This is a genomic window from Paraburkholderia fynbosensis (assembly GCF_902859935.1).
Lineage (GTDB): Bacteria > Pseudomonadota > Gammaproteobacteria > Burkholderiales > Burkholderiaceae > Paraburkholderia > Paraburkholderia fynbosensis.
This window is the reverse complement of sequence record NZ_CADIKI010000017.1, coordinates 166,130-181,653: the sequence shown is the minus strand read 5'-3', so window position 1 is coordinate 181,653 and position 15,524 is coordinate 166,130. Positions and strand designations below refer to the sequence as shown.

The window sequence follows — 15,524 nt, the reverse complement described above, 5'->3', positions numbered from 1 at the left end:
GGAATTGCATCATTGATAAGCGGGGACAAGCATGGCAGGCAAGACGGGGATATCGCGCTGGCTCGCAGCCGGCGCGACGGCGATCACGCTCGCGCTGGGCGCCGTGTCGGCGGCGCACGCGGATACATCGTTGCTCAACGTGTCGTACGACGTGACGCGCGAGTTGTACAAGGACATCAACGCGGGCTTCATCGCCGCGTACAAGCAGAAGAGCGGCACGACCGTGTCGATCCGCCAGTCGCATGGCGCGTCGAGCGCGCAGGCGCTGTCGGTGCTGCAAGGCTTGCAGGCCGACGTCGTGACGATGAACCAGCCCAACGACATCGATCTGCTCGCGCAGAAAGGTCAACTCGTGCCGGCCAACTGGCGCGCGCGCCTGCCGGACGACAGTGCACCGTACACCACCACGATGGTGTTCCTCGTGCGCAAGGGCAACCCCAAGCACATCAAGGACTGGGACGATCTCGCGAAGCCCGGCATGCAGGTGGTGATCGCCAATCCGAAGACGTCGGGCAACGGGCGCTATTCGTATCTGGCCGCGTGGGGGTATCGCAAGCAGCACGGCGGCACCGATGCGCAGGCGCTCGACTTCGTGAAGGCGATCTTCAGGAACGTGCCGGTGCTCGACACGGGCGGCCGCGGTGCGACGACCACGTTCACTCAGCGCGACATCGGCGACGTGCTGGTGACGTTCGAAAACGAAGTGTCGTTGATCAGCTCGGGTGTGGGCGACGGCAAGTTCGAAGCGGTGTATCCGTCGGTGAGTCTGCTGGCGGCGCCGCCGGTGTCGATCGTCGACAAGGTGGTCGACAAGCGCGGCACCCGTAAAGAGGCGCAGGCGTATCTCGACTATCTGTGGTCGCCGGCCGCGCAGGAGATCATTGCACAGCATCATCTGCGTCCGCGCGACAAGAACGTGCTGGCGAGGCATGCGGCCGAGTTCAAGCCGATCAAGACGTTCACCGTGGAAGAGATGTTCGGTAGCTGGCAGAAAGCGCAGCAGACCCATTTCTCCGATGGCGGGACATTCGATCAGATCATCGTCGACCGGAAGTGATTCTCCTAGTCGAAGTTAAAAAGCCGCCTGTTTCGCAACAGGCGGCTTTTTTCATGGGCGTGCGCTTCATTGCGCACGCGTCATCTCACGCGATCAGTTCGGCGCGCTGTGCTTATCGCAGCCATGCTCGCAGCCGCTCTGTTCCAGCGGCATCTGCTGCGCGGCCTCGGCGCGAATGCCCAGGCGCGCCAGCAGCTTGCGGTCGGCTTCCGCCTGCGGATTGCTCGTGGTCAGCAACTGGTCGCCGTAGAAAATCGAGTTCGCCCCGGCGAGGAAGCACATCGCCTGCAACGCCTCGTCCATCTGCTCGCGCCCGGCCGACAGGCGCACCATCGCCTTCGGCATAGTGATGCGCGCAATCGCGATCGTGCGCACGAATTCGAACGGGTCGATCGCTTCGGTGCCGCTCAGCGGCGTGCCTTCCACCTGCACCAGGTTATTGATGGGCACCGACTCCGGATACGGCTCCATGTTCGCCAGTTGCGCGATCAGACCCGCGCGCTCGCGGCGCGATTCGCCCAGACCGACGATGCCGCCGCAGCACACGTTGATGCCCGCGTCGCGCACGCGTTCGAGCGTGTCGAGTCGATCCTGGTACGTGCGCGTCGAAATGATCTGGCCGTAGAACTCTGGCGACGTGTCGAGATTGTGATTGTAGTAATCGAGGCCCGCTTCGCGCAGCGCCTGCGCCTGATGCGTTTCGAGCATGCCGAGGGTGACGCAGGTTTCGAGGCCCATCGCTTTCACGCCGCGAATCATGTCCTTGATCGGTTCGAGATGGCGGTCCTTCGGATTGCGCCACGCGGCGCCCATGCAGAAGCGCGTCGCGCCGTTCTCTTTGGCGACCTTGGCGGCGGCGAGCACTTCGTCGACCGGCATCAGCTTGTCGGCTGCGAGGCCCGTGTCGTGATGCACCGACTGCGGACAGTACGCGCAATCTTCCTCGCAGCCACCGGTCTTGATCGACAGCAGTGTCGACAGTTGCACGGTGTTCGCATCGAAATGCTCGCGATGGGTTTGCTGCGCGCGGAACATCAGGTCGTTGAACGGCAGTTCGTACAGCGCGACGATGTCGGCGACGCGCCAGCGCGCGACCTGCTTGCCGCCGGTCGCGGCGGCGTTGGCGTTGGCGTTGGCGGCGGCCGCGTCGGCCTGCGTCGGAGTGATGTTCAGTTGCGTCATGGGGTCGATCCTCATGGATGGATAGAGGTGGTGTGGTTCAGCGCTGCGCGTGGCGCAGCGTCTGTAAAAGCCGGTCGATGTCGAGCTGATCTGCCGCGAGTTCGGGTGCAGCCGGGCTCAGATGCGGCACGATGCCGAGCAGCGGCGCGTCGTAGGCGCGCGCAAGATGCTCGCGGATCGACGCGATGTTTTCGTCGGGGAACGTCATGTCGGGGTCGACGCGATTGGCGACCCAGCCGGCGAGCATGAGTCCGCGCGCGGCGATCGCTTCGGCGCTCAGCAACGCATGACTGATGCAGCCGAGGCGCATGCCGACCACCAGCACGACCGGCAGCTTCAGCGCGACCGCGAGATCGGCGGTGTCCTGGGTGGCGGTCAACGGCACGCGAAAGCCGCCGACGCCTTCCACGACGACGATCTCCGCGCGCTGCACGGCCCGTGCATGGCACGCGACGATGTGATCGAGATCGAGCGTGACGTTTTCCAGCGCGGCCGCGATGTGCGGCGCGGCTGGTTCCTTCAGCAGATACGGCGTGCGCAGCTCGGGCGGCAGCAGCACGTTCGACGCGGCGTCGAGTTGATCCGCGTCTTCGTTATGCAGCACGCCGTTCAGTTCGAATGCGCCGGCGGCGATCGGCTTCATCGCGGCGGCTTGCAGGCCTTTGCGAACGAAGCCCCGCAACAGCGCCGAAGAAACGAAGGTCTTGCCGATTTCCGTATCAGTGCCGGTGACGAAGAACGACAGTGCTGGCCCGATGGTGTTCGCGTTACCGCTCATGCCGCTTGTGCTCCGAGTTGTTGCAGGCCCGCTTCGAGGCGGTCGAGGTCGGCGTGCGAGTGCGCGGCCGACAGCGAAATGCGCAACCGCGACGTGCCGGCGGGCACGGTCGGCGGACGGATCGCTGGCACCCAGAGGCCCGCGCGATCGAGCGTAGCCGCGATATCGAGCGTGGCGTCGTTCGCACCGATGATGAGCGGCTGCACGGCCGTATGCGAATCGACCGGCAGCCACGGCGTCGCTTTGAGCATCGTGCGTGTGCGTTCGATCAGTTGCTGAAGATGCGCGCGGCGCGCATCGCCCTCATCGCCGCCGATGATGCGCAGGCTCGCCGACACCGCATGCGCGGCAGCCGGCACCGACGCCGTCGTGAAGATGTACGGACGCGCGCGCTGCACGAGCCATTCGATTACGGTCGCATGCGCCGCGACGAACGCGCCCGAGACGCCGGCCGCCTTGCCGAGCGTGCCGATCGAAATCAGATTCGGCGAGCGCAGCGCGGCTTGGGCGATCGCGCCGCGGCCTTGCGGACCGAGCACGCCGAAGCCGTGCGCATCGTCGACGATCAGCCACGCACCGTGCCGTTCCGCAAGCGCGAGCAGGCGCGGCAAGGGCGCGATATCGCCGTCCATGCTGAACACGGTATCGGAGACGATCACCTTGACGTCCGCCTCCGACGCGTCGAGCATCGCGCTCAGCGCGTCCATATCGCAGTGCGGATAGATCTGCACGTCGGCGCGCGACAGGCGTGCGCCGTCGATCAGCGACGCGTGATTCAGCGCGTCGGAGAACAGCGTCGTGCCGCGGCCCGCGAGCGCAGTGAGCGTCGCGAGATTCGCCATGTAGCCGGTGCTGAAGTAGAGCGCGCGCGGGTTATCGACGAAGCCGCCGGTGAATGCCGCGAGATCGTCTTCGAGCTGCGCATGCGCGCGCGAGTGGCCGCCGAGCAGATGCGAGCCGCCGCTGCCCGCGCCGTAAAGACGCGCGCCTTCGGCGATCGCCTCGATCAGTTGCGGATGCGCGGCGAGGCCGAGATAGTCGTTGCTGGCGAAGCCGATCATCGCGCGGCCGTCGACCGTCATGTGCGCGGCGCACGGCGTTTCGGCGGTGCGGCGGCGGCGGCGCAGACCGCGTTCGTCGAGTTCCTTGAGCCCTTCAGTGAGGGTGTCGAGCAAATGCATCAGCGGACCTCCGCGAGCGTGGCGTCGAAGGTGTCGCGGGTGCGCGAGGCAAGCAGCGCGAGTTCTTCGTCGTCGAGGATGTAAGGGGGCATCAGATACACGGTGGTCCCGATCGGGCGCAGCAGCAGTTCGCGCTGCAACGCGTTTTCGAAGAAGCGGCGCGAAAATGTTTTGGCATGCAGAGCATCGTCGATCACCGCATCGAACGCGAAGATCGTGCCGCACTGGCGCAGGTTGCGGACCTGCTCGTGTGCTGCAAGCGGTGCGAGCGCGGCCTTCAGCGTCGCGGACTTGCGTGCGTTGGCGGCGAGCACGTCGTCGCTCGCGAACAGATCGAGCGTGGCGAGCGCCGCGCGGCACGCGAGCGGATTGCCGGTGTACGAATGCGAGTGCAGGAAGCCGCGCGCGGTGTCGTCGTGATAGAAGGCCGCGAAGATTTCATCGCGCGACAGCACGATCGACAGCGGCAGGTAGCCGCCGCTGATGCCTTTGGACAGACACAAAAAGTCCGGCCAGATGCCGGCTTGCTCGCATGCGAAGAAAGTGCCAGTACGGCCGCAACCGACGGCGATTTCATCGGCGATTAGATGCACGCCGTATTGATCGCATAGCGCGCGCAGACCGGCGAGATACGACGCGTCGTGCATCGCCATGCCGGCCGCGCATTGCACGAGCGGCTCGACGATCAGCGCGGCGATGCGGGTGGCGCGAGCTTCGAACAGCGAGCGGACGTGATCGAGCGCGCGGCGGGCGACGTCGGCGGCGCTTTCGCCCGGTTGCGCGAGGCGCGCATCGGGCGAGGCCACGACATGCGCGTGACGGATCAACGGATCGTAGGCGTCCTTGAACAGCGCGACATCGGTGACGCCGAGCGCGCCGATGGTTTCGCCGTGATAGCTGTTGGCAATGCAGACGAATTCCTGCTTGTCTGCGAAGCCTCGGTTGCGCCACGTGTGGAAGCTCATCTTCAGCGCGATCTCGACGGCGGATGCGCCATCCGACGCAAAGAACGCGTGGCCGAGCGTGTTGCCGGTGAGTGCGCCGAGGCGCTCCGCGAGTTCGATGGCCGGCTCATGCGTGCAGCCGGCGAGCATCGCGTGTTCGAGCGTATCGAGCTGGTCTTTGAGCGCGGCATTGATGCGCGGGTTCGCGTGGCCGAACAGGTTGACCCACCAGGAGCTGATCGCGTCGAGGTAGCGATGACCGGCGCGATCGTAGAGCCACGCGCCTTGACCGCGCGCGACGGGCACGAGCGGCAGGCGCTCGTGGTGCTTCATCTGGGTGCAGGGGTGCCATAGGGCACGCAGGCTGCGGGCGACCCAGTCTTCAGGGCCGACGGGCGATGCGGCTGATTTTTCCAAAACGGTACTCCGAAGTGCTTTTCTTTTGCGCGCTGCGCGGGGGCTTTCAGGGCCATTTCAGGCGGGCCGTGCGCCATTTTTTCGGCGCTGCGCGCGGCCTTGGCGAGCGTGCGGGGTCGAGATTAGCGGTTTATTTCGTGCTGTGCACTAGCGGCAAAATGGGCGGTTTTGCTTGCGGGGCGGGGGTTTGGCGCTGTTCGGAGCAGGTGGTTTCTGTTCGGCGCGGAAAGTCGCCGTTCGGCGGAGTTGGCGACGGCAAAGTAGTTGGGGGTATGGGGCGGAATCTTTGGGGTTTTTTGCCTTCGCGGCGCTTTTGGGATGTGCTCTTATGGTGTTGGCCTTTCCTTGATGTCACGGTGGTCTATTGGCGTTGCCCCTGTGCGGGGCGGCACCTACTTTCTTTGCCGCCGCAAAGAAAGTAGGCAAAGAAAGCGGCTTCACACCGCTAATTCTTAAGCGGGTCCCCTGGCTTGGAGGAGGTAGTGGAACATCTGGAATCGGTGCGCCCGCACATTCCACGCGAGTGACAAAGCCGTCATCCGCTCCCACTCCGCACTGCGTGCGTCGCGGATCGGTCTGCGAGGGAAACCAATGGCTTTGGTGTGTGCGGTGGGGCTATCGGCTTCGCCCCGGCGAGGCGGCGCAAATGACGCGTGTTTGGGAGGAGGCGTCCGGACGAAAAAAACGAATGGCAGACAACTGCCTCATGAAGGACCGGCCTTCAAGGCTTCAGGAGGGCCACACGCCGGAAACATGAGCTGGCGGTTTTAGGAATGACCGCGTCGGCGCGCGAAGCGTCGCCGGAAGAATGACTGCCTTGTCACTGGGGCTGAATGTGCGGGGGCACTGATTCCAGATGGACCGCTGCCCCCTCCAAGCCGGGGGACCCGCTTAAGAATTAGCGGTGTGAAGCCGCTTTCTTTGCCTACTTTCTTTGCGGCGGCAAAGAAAGTAGGTGCCGCCCCGCACAGGGGCAACGCCAATAGACCACCGTGAACTCAAGGAAAGGCCAACACCCGAATAGCACAACCAAAACGCCGAGCAGGCAAAAAACCTTAATTCCGACTAGCAATAGCCCGCCGCCCATCGGCATCGCGATCGCGATCGCCATCGCCCGAACCACGCCCACCATCAGCCGTCTGCGAAGACTGCTGCCCCCAAACCACAGAGTTATCCACCGCATACAACCGGCAAGGATCCGAACTCTGTTTCTGGCAGTTGGCAACGGCCACCGACATCGGATCATCTCCGCCTTCAGCCCATGACCACGCGCCCGAATCCGATACCGCAAACGCGCGGCTAGGATACTGATGCAGGAAATTCCGATAGCCGTTGCGCCCGCCTTCATCGACGAAGGGCACGGCATCCACCGCGTCGACGGCAGCGAAGCCGCTCGGCTTCGGCGCCGACGGATCGGCCACCCGATACTGCACGCCCGTGGGCATCCCCACGCGGGCAAGGAACGCCTCGACAGCCGGCCACCATACATGCACGCCATCGCGGTCGCCCACGAGCCGATGCGCGTCGTTCTTGTAGCGGCCGAAATCCACCATCTTCGCGCTCGCGCCGTGCGCGCTGTACGCGGCATACATGCCGGCCACCAGCGGCGCGTTCCAGACCGAATCGTTATCGCCGTACATCCACAGCGACGGCACCGTGGTCTTCTCGCCATACGCGCCGAATGCGTGCGTCAGGTTGCTCTGCCAGTCGGTACAGGCGTCCTGCCGCAAGCCGCCCGAGAAATTGATCAGCGCCCGCACGCCCGGCGCCGCCTCGGTGCCGTAGGCCATGGTCGCGAGACCGCCGTGCGAGGTGCCGGCCACGACGATATGCGCCGCGTCCACATACGGCTGCTTCGACATATAGTTGATCGTTGCCGCGACGTCGCCAGCCTGGCCAATGCCATTGCGTTCGACATCGCAACCATCCTGCTGGTACACGCCGTCCGAATGGCCGAAGCCCTGACGGTTCGGCGCGACTACCACGTAGCCGCGACGCACGAACTCGCGCGCGAGCGGCAGCGGGTTGCTGCGCTCCTGCGTATGCGGATCGCCGGGAATCTTGCCGTGGTTGAACACGATCATCGGGAACGGGCCGGCGCCGTCCGGTTTGTAGATCGTCGTTTCGAGCGTGATCGTGCCGGCGGCGTCCACCGGCACGCGGATAACCTGTTCGTTCAGACGCGCGGTGGGCAGGTAGACGTCGTCGTCGAGCGCGATGCGCGGCACGTGTGCACGTGCCAGCGGTCCCGCCTGCGCGTCGGCGTGCGGGGCTGCGTACGCCTGGGCGAGCGGATCGGCGTGCGCGACTGCGACAGCGCACGTGGCCGCTGCACAGATCACCGCACACTTCGTCAGAACCTTGCTGAACACCATTGACGCACCTGCCTCGAAGACCTGCCCTGAACACCGTGATGTCCGCTTGCCGATTTAATTGCTGACGTTTTCCTTTCGTCCGCGTTTTCGACAAACAAAAACACACTCGCGTATGCAGTGCGCCAAGCGCACGCATGCCAATCGAGATCGCACGGGATGAACCCAAACGGCCGACGCGACCCCACGCGCCGATGATGAGCGCCACACCTGCTGCCCGGAGCCTCCGCCGCATCCACACTGTCTGGTAAGCGGCAGGGCTTCCTGCACATTTTGCGGAGCTGGTTCGGCCGACTCTCGCAACGTGACGTCATGAAGCTACGGCCTCATCCTGGCACGACAATTTTGTTTTGTGCAATCAAGGAGAACCCGCGCCGAAAAAATTTGCGGCTCGTGTTTTGAGCGAATGCCGGCGTCGCGCAGCGGCCTCGCTCGCCGCGTGGCTGCGTACAGGCTGGACGAGGACGGGATGGTTGCCGGATCAAGCGACAGGCGGCTCGGCATGCGGGCTGTGGTACCGGGCCAACACGAAAAAAAGCCCTGCAATGAGGGCCTTATTTGATCGCGGCGCAATGCGCGCTGCTGCGTCGTGAAAGATCGCGAAAGGTTCGCGTGCCGCGCACTACTCGCGGACGTCGCCATCGACGTAGCGCCAGCGGCCGTCCTCGCCGCGCACGAAGCGGCTCAATTCGTGCAGCCGGTGCGCCCGGCCGCCCACCTTGTACCGCGCGACAAATTCAACGGTTGCGTGATCCGCGTCGGTTTCGGCGAAGGCCTTGATCTGCAGTCCGAGCCAACGCGGCGCGTCGGGCGCGGCGGGGTCCGCGTCGAGATCGGCGGGGCAGGTGTGCGGCGCCCAGGTGGCGCGCAGATAGTCGGTTGCGCCGACAACATACGCGCTATAACGCGAGCGCATCAGTTCGAGTGCGCGCGGCGCTGCTTCCCCGCCGTCGATATAGCGGCCACAGCATTGCGCGAAGCGGGGCGCTTTGACGCCGCTGCGCTGTCCGGGCGCGGTGCCGCCGCAGGGGCAGTCGGAAGGTCTTTGCATCGGCAACAATGGTTTATTTATTAAGCGTTCAATCAAGACCGCGTGCGATCAATATTTTCTGGATGTCGCTGGTGCCTTCGTAAATCTGGCACACGCGCACGTCGCGATAAATCCGCTCGACCGGGAAGTCGCTCAGATACCCATAGCCGCCATGAATCTGCAAGGCTGCCGAGCAGATGCGCTCGGCGGCTTCGGAGGCGAACAGCTTGGCCATCGCGGCTTCGGTGAGACACGGCTGGCCGGCGTCTTTCAACGACGCGGCGTGCCAGATCAATTGACGCGCGGCTTCGAGTTGCGTCGCCATATCGGCGAGACGGAACTGCACGGCCTGGTGCGAAAAGAGCGGCGCGCCGAAGCTCTCGCGTTCCTTGGCATAGCTCAACGCGGCGTCGAACGCGGCGCGCGCCATGCCGACGCTTTGCGCCGCGATACCGATGCGCCCGCCTTCGAGCCCCGACAGCGCGATCCGGTAGCCTTCGCCTTCTGCACCGATCAGATTCGCGGCGGGCACGCGGCAGTCTTCGAACACGATCTGCGCGGTATCCGACGAATGCTGGCCGAGCTTCTCTTCGACGCGCGCGACGATGTAGCCCGTCGTGCTGGTCGGCACGATGAACGCGCTGATACCGCGCTTGCCTGCCGCCTTGTCGGTTACAGCCATCACGATCGCGACGTCGCCGTTCTTGCCGCTCGTGATGAACTGTTTGACGCCGTTCAGCACGTACGCGTCGCCGTTGCGGGTGGCGGTGGTGCGCAACGCGGACGCGTCTGAGCCGGCTTGCGGCTCGGTCAGGCAAAACGCGCCGAGCATCTCGCCGCGCGCGAGCGGCGTAAGCCAGTCGCGTTTCTGCGCGTCGTTGCCGTAGCTCAGCAGGATGCTGCACACCGGGCAGTTATTCACGGAGATTGCTGTCGACGTGCCGCCGTCGCCCGCCGCGATCTCTTCGAGGATCAGCGCGAGCGCGAGCGCATCCATGCCGGCGCCGCCGTACGCTTCGGGCACCAGCACGCCGTAGGCGCCGAGCTCCGCGAGTTGGCGGTGCACGTCGCGCGGAAACGTGCGCTCGCGGTCCCACATGGCCGCGTGCGGCGTGATCGCGTCGCGCACGAAGGTGCGCAGCGCGTCGCGGACCATCAGGTGATCCTGATCAAGCACCATGGCGCGGTCTCCTCACCAGTCGAGTTGCGTGCCGTCGTATTGATAGAAGCGGCCGTTGAACGCATTGCGGGCGCCCGCAGCCTGCGCGAGCACCTCACGCATGCCGGCGACGCTGCGCGCCGGGTCGATCGCGGCTTGCGCACCGCCCATGTCGGTGCGCACCCAGCCGGGATGCAACGACACGCAGGTCGCTCGCTTCACCTCCAGCGACGCGAGCTTCAGCGCATCGTTCAGCGCCGCCTTGCTCGTGCGATACAACCAGCCGCTCGTGCCGCTCGGCTCGGCGATGCTGCCCATCTTGCTGGAGATGACCGCGAACACACCGCCTGCTTCTTCGACGAGCGGCAGCAGGATCGGCATCAATTGCATCGGACCGCGCACGTTGGTGTGCATCACGTGATCGAAGTCTTCGGCGGTGATCGTCTCGATGCCTTCGGTGCGCGGGCCGTACACGCCCGACACCAGAATCGCCGCATCGAGCCGTTCGCCGTCGAGCTTCCAGCCGAGCGCGGCGATGTCCTCGGGCGCGGTCACGTCCACCGCGAATGTTTGCGCGCCGAGTTCGTTCAGCGCATCGAGCGCGGCGCCGTCGCGTGCGGTAGCGAGCACGCGCCAGCCGCTATGCCGGTACTGCCGGACGAATTCCTGGCCGATGCCACGCGACGCACCGACGATCAACACTGTCTTCATCGAATACCTCAGTTTTCAGGACGCCGCCTCACAGGCGGCGATTGCCACGATCCACGCGTCAAACCAGTTCGACACCCATCGCCGTCGCCTCGCCGCCGCCGATGCACAGCGTCGCGACGCCGCGCTTCAGGCCGCGCCGCTTCAGCGCGCCGATCAGCGTGACGAGAATGCGCGCGCCGGACGCGCCGATCGGATGGCCGAGCGCGCAAGCGCCGCCGTTCACGTTGACCTTCTCGTGCGGCAAGTGGTGTTCCTTCATCGCGGCCATTGTCACGACGGCGAACGCTTCGTTCACCTCATAGAGATCGACTTCGTCGGCGCGCCAGCCGTTCTTCTCGAACAGCTTGCGAATCGCACCGACCGGCGCGGTGGTGAACTTCGCCGGTTCCTGCGCGAACGTCGAGTGGCCGACCACGCGCGCGATCGGTTCGACGCCGAGACGCTTCGCCGTCGATTCGCGCATCATCACAAGCGCGGCGGCGCCATCGGAAATCGACGACGAATTCGCCGCCGTCACCGTGCCGGTCTTGCTGAACGCGGGCTTGAGCGTCGGAATCTTGTCGAGGTTGGCCTTGAACGGCTGCTCGTCGTGGTCGATCGTGACCTCGCCCTTGCGGCTCGCCACTTTCACCGGTGCGATTTCCCACGCGAACGAGCCGTCTTCGTTTGCGCGCTTTGCACGGTTGAGCGACTCGACCGCGAACGCGTCCTGCGCCTCGCGCGTGAAGTCGAACGACGCCGCGCATTCCTCGGCGAAGGTGCCCATCAGACGGCCTTTTTCGTACGCGTCTTCGAGACCGTCGTAGAACATGTGGTCGATCACCTGGCCGTGACCCATGCGCATGCCGCCGCGCGCCTTCGGCAGCAGATACGGCGCGTTCGTCATGCTCTCCATGCCGCCCGCGACGATCACGTCGACCGAACCGGCGGCCAGCATGTCGTGCGCGAACATCGCCGCGCGCATGCCGGAGCCGCACATCTTGTTGACAGTGGTGCTGCCGGTGCTCAAAGGCAGGCCCGCGCCGAGCGCGGCTTGCCGCGCGGGCGCCTGGCCGAGGCCGGCGGGCAGCACGCAGCCCATCACCACTTCGTCGATCTGCTCGGGCTTGAGGCCCGCGCGCCGCACCGCGGCTTCGATCGCCGCCGAGCCGAGTTGCGGCGCGGTGAGCGATGCGAAGTCGCCCTGAAACGCCGCCATCGGCGTGCGCGCGGCGCTTACGATGACAACCGGATCGGCATTCGCTTGGGTTCGCTTTTCACTCATGTCTGTCTCACTCATGTTTTAGCTCCTTGATCACACCTTCGACGATGGCCGGCAGATCGCCGAGCTGCGCCGCGTCCGCGGCGACCATGTCGTTGTCCGCGTTGCGCGGGCCGCTCGCCGACACGGCGGCCACACACTCCTTATAGGTTGCTTCGAGCGCGGCCGCGTCGCTGATCGTCATGCCGAGGTTACGGATCTTGCCGTCATGCACGCCATACGCCCAGCCGTGCACGGTCAGTTCCTGGCCGCGCGCCCACGCATCGTTGACGATGGTGGTGCGGCACACGTTCACCACCTGTTCGATCGTATTCAGTTCCACGAGCCGCCGATGCCGCGCTTCGCCGAGCGGCCATTCCTCGATCAGCGCGGCGTGCTTCGCGCGCACGTCCTGCACGTGCGCGAGCCAGTTGTCGGCGAGACCCACGCGGCGGCCGTGCAGCGCCGCGGCGACACCGGAGCAGCCGTAGTGGCCGACCACCATGATGTGCTTGACCTTCAGCAGATCGACGGCGAACTGGATCACCGACAGGCAGTTCAGATCGGTATGCACGACCACGTTGGCGATGTTTCTGTGCACGAACACTTCGCCCGGCGGCAAGCCGATGATCTGGTTCGCCGGCACGCGCGAGTCCGAGCAGCCGATCCACAAATACTCCGGGGCCTGTTGATGCGCGAGGCGAGAGAAGAATTCGGGGTCTTCGGACAGCTTGCGAGCCACCCACGCGTCGTTGTTGTCGAACAGATGCGAGAGCGGATGGGAGGAGCTTGAAGCGTTTGTGTTCATGGTGCGTCTTGGTGGTTTCTCGACCGCTTGAGCGGTCGAAGTCGTTACATAAAGTTTGGACGATGCATTCAACGAGGCGGGCGGCGCAGGCTTCACGCCACGCGCACGCTGCGCTCGTCGGGTGGCGCGTGCGGTGTATCCGGTGAAGCGGATGCCGATGCATCGGCAAAGCGTTCCGGATAGCGGATGCAGAAGCGCTCGTGGCTGTCGTACGGAAAAAAGTCGGGCAGTTCGCCTTTCAATAGTTGATCCTTGTGCCGTTGCCATAGCGCAGGATCGAAGAAGTCCGCGTGGTGCTGCATGAAGGAGCGGCGCACGCGTGGGTCGCCGAGCAGAAACGTGCCGTACGTCTCCGGGAAAATGTCGTGCGGGCCGACCGAGTACCACGGCTCGCCCGACATTTCGTCCTCCTCGTTACGCGGCGCCGGCACCGCGCGCACGTTGCAGTCGGTCAGATATTCGATTTCGTCGTAGTCGTAGAACACGACGCGGCCATGACGCGTCACGCCGAAGTTCTTGTACAGCATGTCGCCGGGGAAGATGTTCGCCTGCATCAGTTCCTTCACCGCGTTGCCGTATTCCTTGATGCCGTGCTCGACGTCGTCGTCGTTGCCGCTTTGCAGGAACAGGTTCAGCGGCACCATGCGGCGCTCGATGTACATGTGGCGAATCACGAGATTCTCGCCCTCGTATTCGAGCAGCGAGGGCACTTCCCTTTCGAGTTCGCGCACGAGCGCTTCATCGAGCCGCGCCACCGGCAACGCGACGCTCGAATACTCGAGCGTGTCGGCCATGCGGCCGAGGCGGTCGTGCCGTTTGACGAGCTGATACTTCGCCTGGATCTGCGCGCGCGTGGTGTCTTTCGGCGGCGGGAAGTTGTCCTTGATCAGCTTGAATACATACGGGAACGACGGCAGCGTGAACACCAGCATCACGAGCCCCTTGATGCCGGGCGCGACGATGAACGGATCGCTCGAATGCGACAGATGATGCAGCAGATCGCGATAGAACAGATTCTTGCCCTGCTTCTGCAATCCCACCGACGTATAGATTTCCGCCTTCGGTTTGCCCGGCATGATGGTGCCGAGAAATTCGACGTAAGCGGACGGCACTTCCATGTCGACGAGGAAATACGAATGCGAGAAGCTGAAGATGATCAGCAGTTGCTCGCGCCTGAGCAGCACGGTGTCGAGCGCGAGCAGGCCCGGCTTTGCGTGACGCAGCGGCACGGCGAACGGCAGCAGCGCATCGCCGTTGATGATCCGTCCGACGATATACGCCGACTTGTTGCGGTAGAACAGCGACGCAAGCACGTGAATCTGGAAGTTCGGCGCTTCGTCGAAAACGCCGAACGCGTCGTGGATCGTCTGCATCACGCAGCCGACGTCGCGCGTCAGGTCTTCGAACGGCGGGTCGAGCTGGAAGTTCGTGACGATGCGCTCGAGCGTCGCGGCGAGTCCGTCCTTGCCGGGGTAGTACGCGCGATAGGTCGGCTTCGCGGCCGGCTCGTCGTTCTCGATGTATTCGGTCGAGATGGCGGGGCGCACGAAAATGAAGTCGTTGTTGAAATACGAGCGGTGCAGGATCTTGCAGCACACCGAATTGAAAAACGTTTCCGCGCACTCGGGTTGGCGATGCGTGGTCAGCAGACCGATGTAGTGCAGCTTGATCTGCTGCCACACTTCGCCGTCGATGTTTTCCGCGTCGTACTCGTCTTCGAGCAGTTCGACGCATTCTTCGACGCGCTCGTCGTACGAGGTAATGCGCTCGCGCGCGAGCTTTTGCAGGCCGTGCCAGTCGCCGGTTTCGAAGAGCGTCTTCGCGCGGATCGCGGCGTCGCGGAAGATCCGGTAATGGCGATCGAATCCTTCGAGCATCGTCTGGGCGACGTCAAAGCCGATTTGCGACGACAGCAGTTTGGGGAAGTGATTCATGTCGACCGTGCATTCGTCCCATGTCGTGAAGACACCCTGATTGTATCGTCCGGGTGGGCCCGCGACGCATCGCGCCGCTCGGCTCGCGCCCTGCCGCCTGGTGGGCGTTGTCAGGCGTTCACCGACTTTCCGACTATCTTCGCTCAATGCGCCGGTTTGGCATCACTAACCGGCGCAAATTCCGCTAAAAAATTTGCTTCGTGCTGCGTTTGGCTGCGCTTGGCTGCGTTACGTTGCGTTTATCGGCTCGCGCCATGTCGCGCCACGTCATGCCGTGCTTATGCGGGCTTGGCCTCGCGTGCGCCACCCTCGAGCAACGCGCGCGCCTGGGCTTCGTACTGCGCAAGATCTTCGAGCGTGGCGTTGAGGTCTTCCAGTTGACGCTCCAAGACCTCGCGATGACGCGCCACCGTGGCAAGAAACGCGTGCAATTGCGGCACGGTGTCGGTCGGCGATTCGTACACGTCCAGCAATTCGCGGATTTCCGACAGCGTGAAGCCGAGCCGCTTGCCGCGCAGCGTGAGCTTCAGACGCGTTCTGTCGCGGCCCGAATAGACGCGCCGCAAACCGCTCGACCCTTCGCGGCTCGGCGAGAGTAAACCCTGATCTTCGTAGAAGCGGATTGCGCGCGGTGTGACGTCGAATTCCCGCGCGAGCTCGGTGATCGTGTATTGCGTATTCATACGGGGCATCCCGTGGCCGGGCAGAAAA

Annotated in this window: 13 protein-coding genes; 1 reads left to right on the top strand and 12 read right to left on the bottom strand. The window is 64.4% G+C overall.

Translation table 11 applies throughout. From position 1 onward, the window contains the following. Positions 1-31 precede the first annotated feature (31 nt). The gene (locus tag HV770_RS26055) at positions 32-1,057 is read left to right on the top strand and encodes a sulfate ABC transporter substrate-binding protein (RefSeq protein WP_175164380.1); all 1,026 of its coding nucleotides are present in this window, start codon (positions 32-34) and stop codon (positions 1,055-1,057) included. Between the two features lie 93 nt (positions 1,058-1,150). Here HV770_RS26055 and bioB read toward each other — a convergent pair whose 3' ends face one another. From bioB to HV770_RS25995, 12 genes are all read right to left on the bottom strand, one after another. Beyond that, on the bottom strand, positions 1,151-2,239 hold the full coding sequence (bioB, locus tag HV770_RS26050; RefSeq protein WP_175164378.1) for a biotin synthase BioB: 1,089 nt from the start codon (positions 2,237-2,239) through the stop codon (positions 1,151-1,153). A 37-nt stretch (positions 2,240-2,276) separates the two neighbouring features. Next, positions 2,277-3,017 carry a dethiobiotin synthase gene (gene bioD, locus HV770_RS26045; protein ID WP_175164376.1) on the bottom strand — a complete coding sequence of 247 codons (741 nt, stop codon included), beginning with the start codon at positions 3,015-3,017 and terminating at the stop codon, positions 2,277-2,279. Continuing rightward, on the bottom strand, positions 3,014-4,198 hold the full coding sequence (gene bioF, locus HV770_RS26040; RefSeq protein ID WP_175164374.1) for an 8-amino-7-oxononanoate synthase: 1,185 nt from the start codon (positions 4,196-4,198) through the stop codon (positions 3,014-3,016). Before bioF ends, bioD begins: the two co-directional genes overlap by 4 nt. Further along, complete coding sequence (bioA, locus tag HV770_RS26035) at positions 4,198-5,559, bottom strand: adenosylmethionine--8-amino-7-oxononanoate transaminase (protein WP_175164372.1); 1,362 nt, start codon at positions 5,557-5,559, stop codon at positions 4,198-4,200. The genes bioF and bioA overlap by 1 nt, the downstream gene beginning before the upstream one ends. Positions 5,560-6,614: 1,055 nt before the next feature. Then, positions 6,615-7,934 carry a dienelactone hydrolase family protein gene (locus HV770_RS26030; protein ID WP_175164370.1) on the bottom strand — a complete coding sequence of 440 codons (1,320 nt, stop codon included), beginning with the start codon at positions 7,932-7,934 and terminating at the stop codon, positions 6,615-6,617. A 619-nt stretch (positions 7,935-8,553) separates the two neighbouring features. Then, positions 8,554-8,982 carry a YchJ family protein gene (locus tag HV770_RS26025; RefSeq protein WP_425497477.1) on the bottom strand — a complete coding sequence of 143 codons (429 nt, stop codon included), beginning with the start codon at positions 8,980-8,982 and terminating at the stop codon, positions 8,554-8,556. A gap of 28 nt (positions 8,983-9,010) precedes the next feature. Further along, positions 9,011-10,141 carry an acyl-CoA dehydrogenase family protein gene (locus tag HV770_RS26020; protein ID WP_175164368.1) on the bottom strand — a complete coding sequence of 377 codons (1,131 nt, stop codon included), beginning with the start codon at positions 10,139-10,141 and terminating at the stop codon, positions 9,011-9,013. Between the two features lie 12 nt (positions 10,142-10,153). Further along, a complete protein-coding gene (locus tag HV770_RS26015) occupies positions 10,154-10,831 on the bottom strand; it encodes an SDR family oxidoreductase (RefSeq protein ID WP_175164366.1) in 678 nt (225 codons plus the stop codon). 58 nt (positions 10,832-10,889) lie between these two features. Beyond that, positions 10,890-12,110 (bottom strand): acetyl-CoA C-acetyltransferase, encoded by a 1,221-nt coding sequence (locus tag HV770_RS26010; protein ID WP_175164364.1) that lies wholly within the window; start codon positions 12,108-12,110, stop codon positions 10,890-10,892. Then, on the bottom strand, positions 12,103-12,879 hold the full coding sequence (gene can / locus HV770_RS26005) for a carbonate dehydratase (RefSeq protein ID WP_175164362.1): 777 nt from the start codon (positions 12,877-12,879) through the stop codon (positions 12,103-12,105). Before can ends, HV770_RS26010 begins: the two co-directional genes overlap by 8 nt. Before the next feature lie 92 nt (positions 12,880-12,971). After that, the gene (gene aceK / locus HV770_RS26000) at positions 12,972-14,813 is read right to left on the bottom strand and encodes a bifunctional isocitrate dehydrogenase kinase/phosphatase (protein ID WP_175164360.1); all 1,842 of its coding nucleotides are present in this window, start codon (positions 14,811-14,813) and stop codon (positions 12,972-12,974) included. 278 nt (positions 14,814-15,091) lie between these two features. Next, positions 15,092-15,496: a MerR family transcriptional regulator gene (locus HV770_RS25995; protein WP_175164359.1), complete on the bottom strand. Its 405-nt coding sequence runs from the start codon at positions 15,494-15,496 to the stop codon at positions 15,092-15,094. Positions 15,497-15,524 lie beyond the last annotated feature (28 nt).

Coding starts and splice junctions, on each gene's coding strand:
- HV770_RS26030 (WP_175164370.1), bottom strand. CDS start 7,934: ATGGTGTTCAGCAAGGTTCTGACGAAGTGTGCGGTGATCTGTGCAGCG.
- bioD (WP_175164376.1), bottom strand. CDS start 3,017: ATGAGCGGTAACGCGAACACCATCGGGCCAGCACTGTCGTTCTTCGTC.
- HV770_RS25995 (WP_175164359.1), bottom strand. CDS start 15,496: ATGAATACGCAATACACGATCACCGAGCTCGCGCGGGAATTCGACGTC.
- HV770_RS26010 (WP_175164364.1), bottom strand. CDS start 12,110: ATGAGTGAGACAGACATGAGTGAAAAGCGAACCCAAGCGAATGCCGAT.
- bioF (WP_175164374.1), bottom strand. CDS start 4,198: ATGCATTTGCTCGACACCCTCACTGAAGGGCTCAAGGAACTCGACGAA.
- HV770_RS26020 (WP_175164368.1), bottom strand. CDS start 10,141: ATGGTGCTTGATCAGGATCACCTGATGGTCCGCGACGCGCTGCGCACC.
- aceK (WP_175164360.1), bottom strand. CDS start 14,813: ATGAATCACTTCCCCAAACTGCTGTCGTCGCAAATCGGCTTTGACGTC.
- HV770_RS26025 (WP_425497477.1), bottom strand. CDS start 8,982: ATGCAAAGACCTTCCGACTGCCCCTGCGGCGGCACCGCGCCCGGACAG.
- HV770_RS26055 (WP_175164380.1), top strand. CDS start 32: ATGGCAGGCAAGACGGGGATATCGCGCTGGCTCGCAGCCGGCGCGACG.
- HV770_RS26015 (WP_175164366.1), bottom strand. CDS start 10,831: ATGAAGACAGTGTTGATCGTCGGTGCGTCGCGTGGCATCGGCCAGGAA.
- bioB (WP_175164378.1), bottom strand. CDS start 2,239: ATGACGCAACTGAACATCACTCCGACGCAGGCCGACGCGGCCGCCGCC.
- can (WP_175164362.1), bottom strand. CDS start 12,879: ATGAACACAAACGCTTCAAGCTCCTCCCATCCGCTCTCGCATCTGTTC.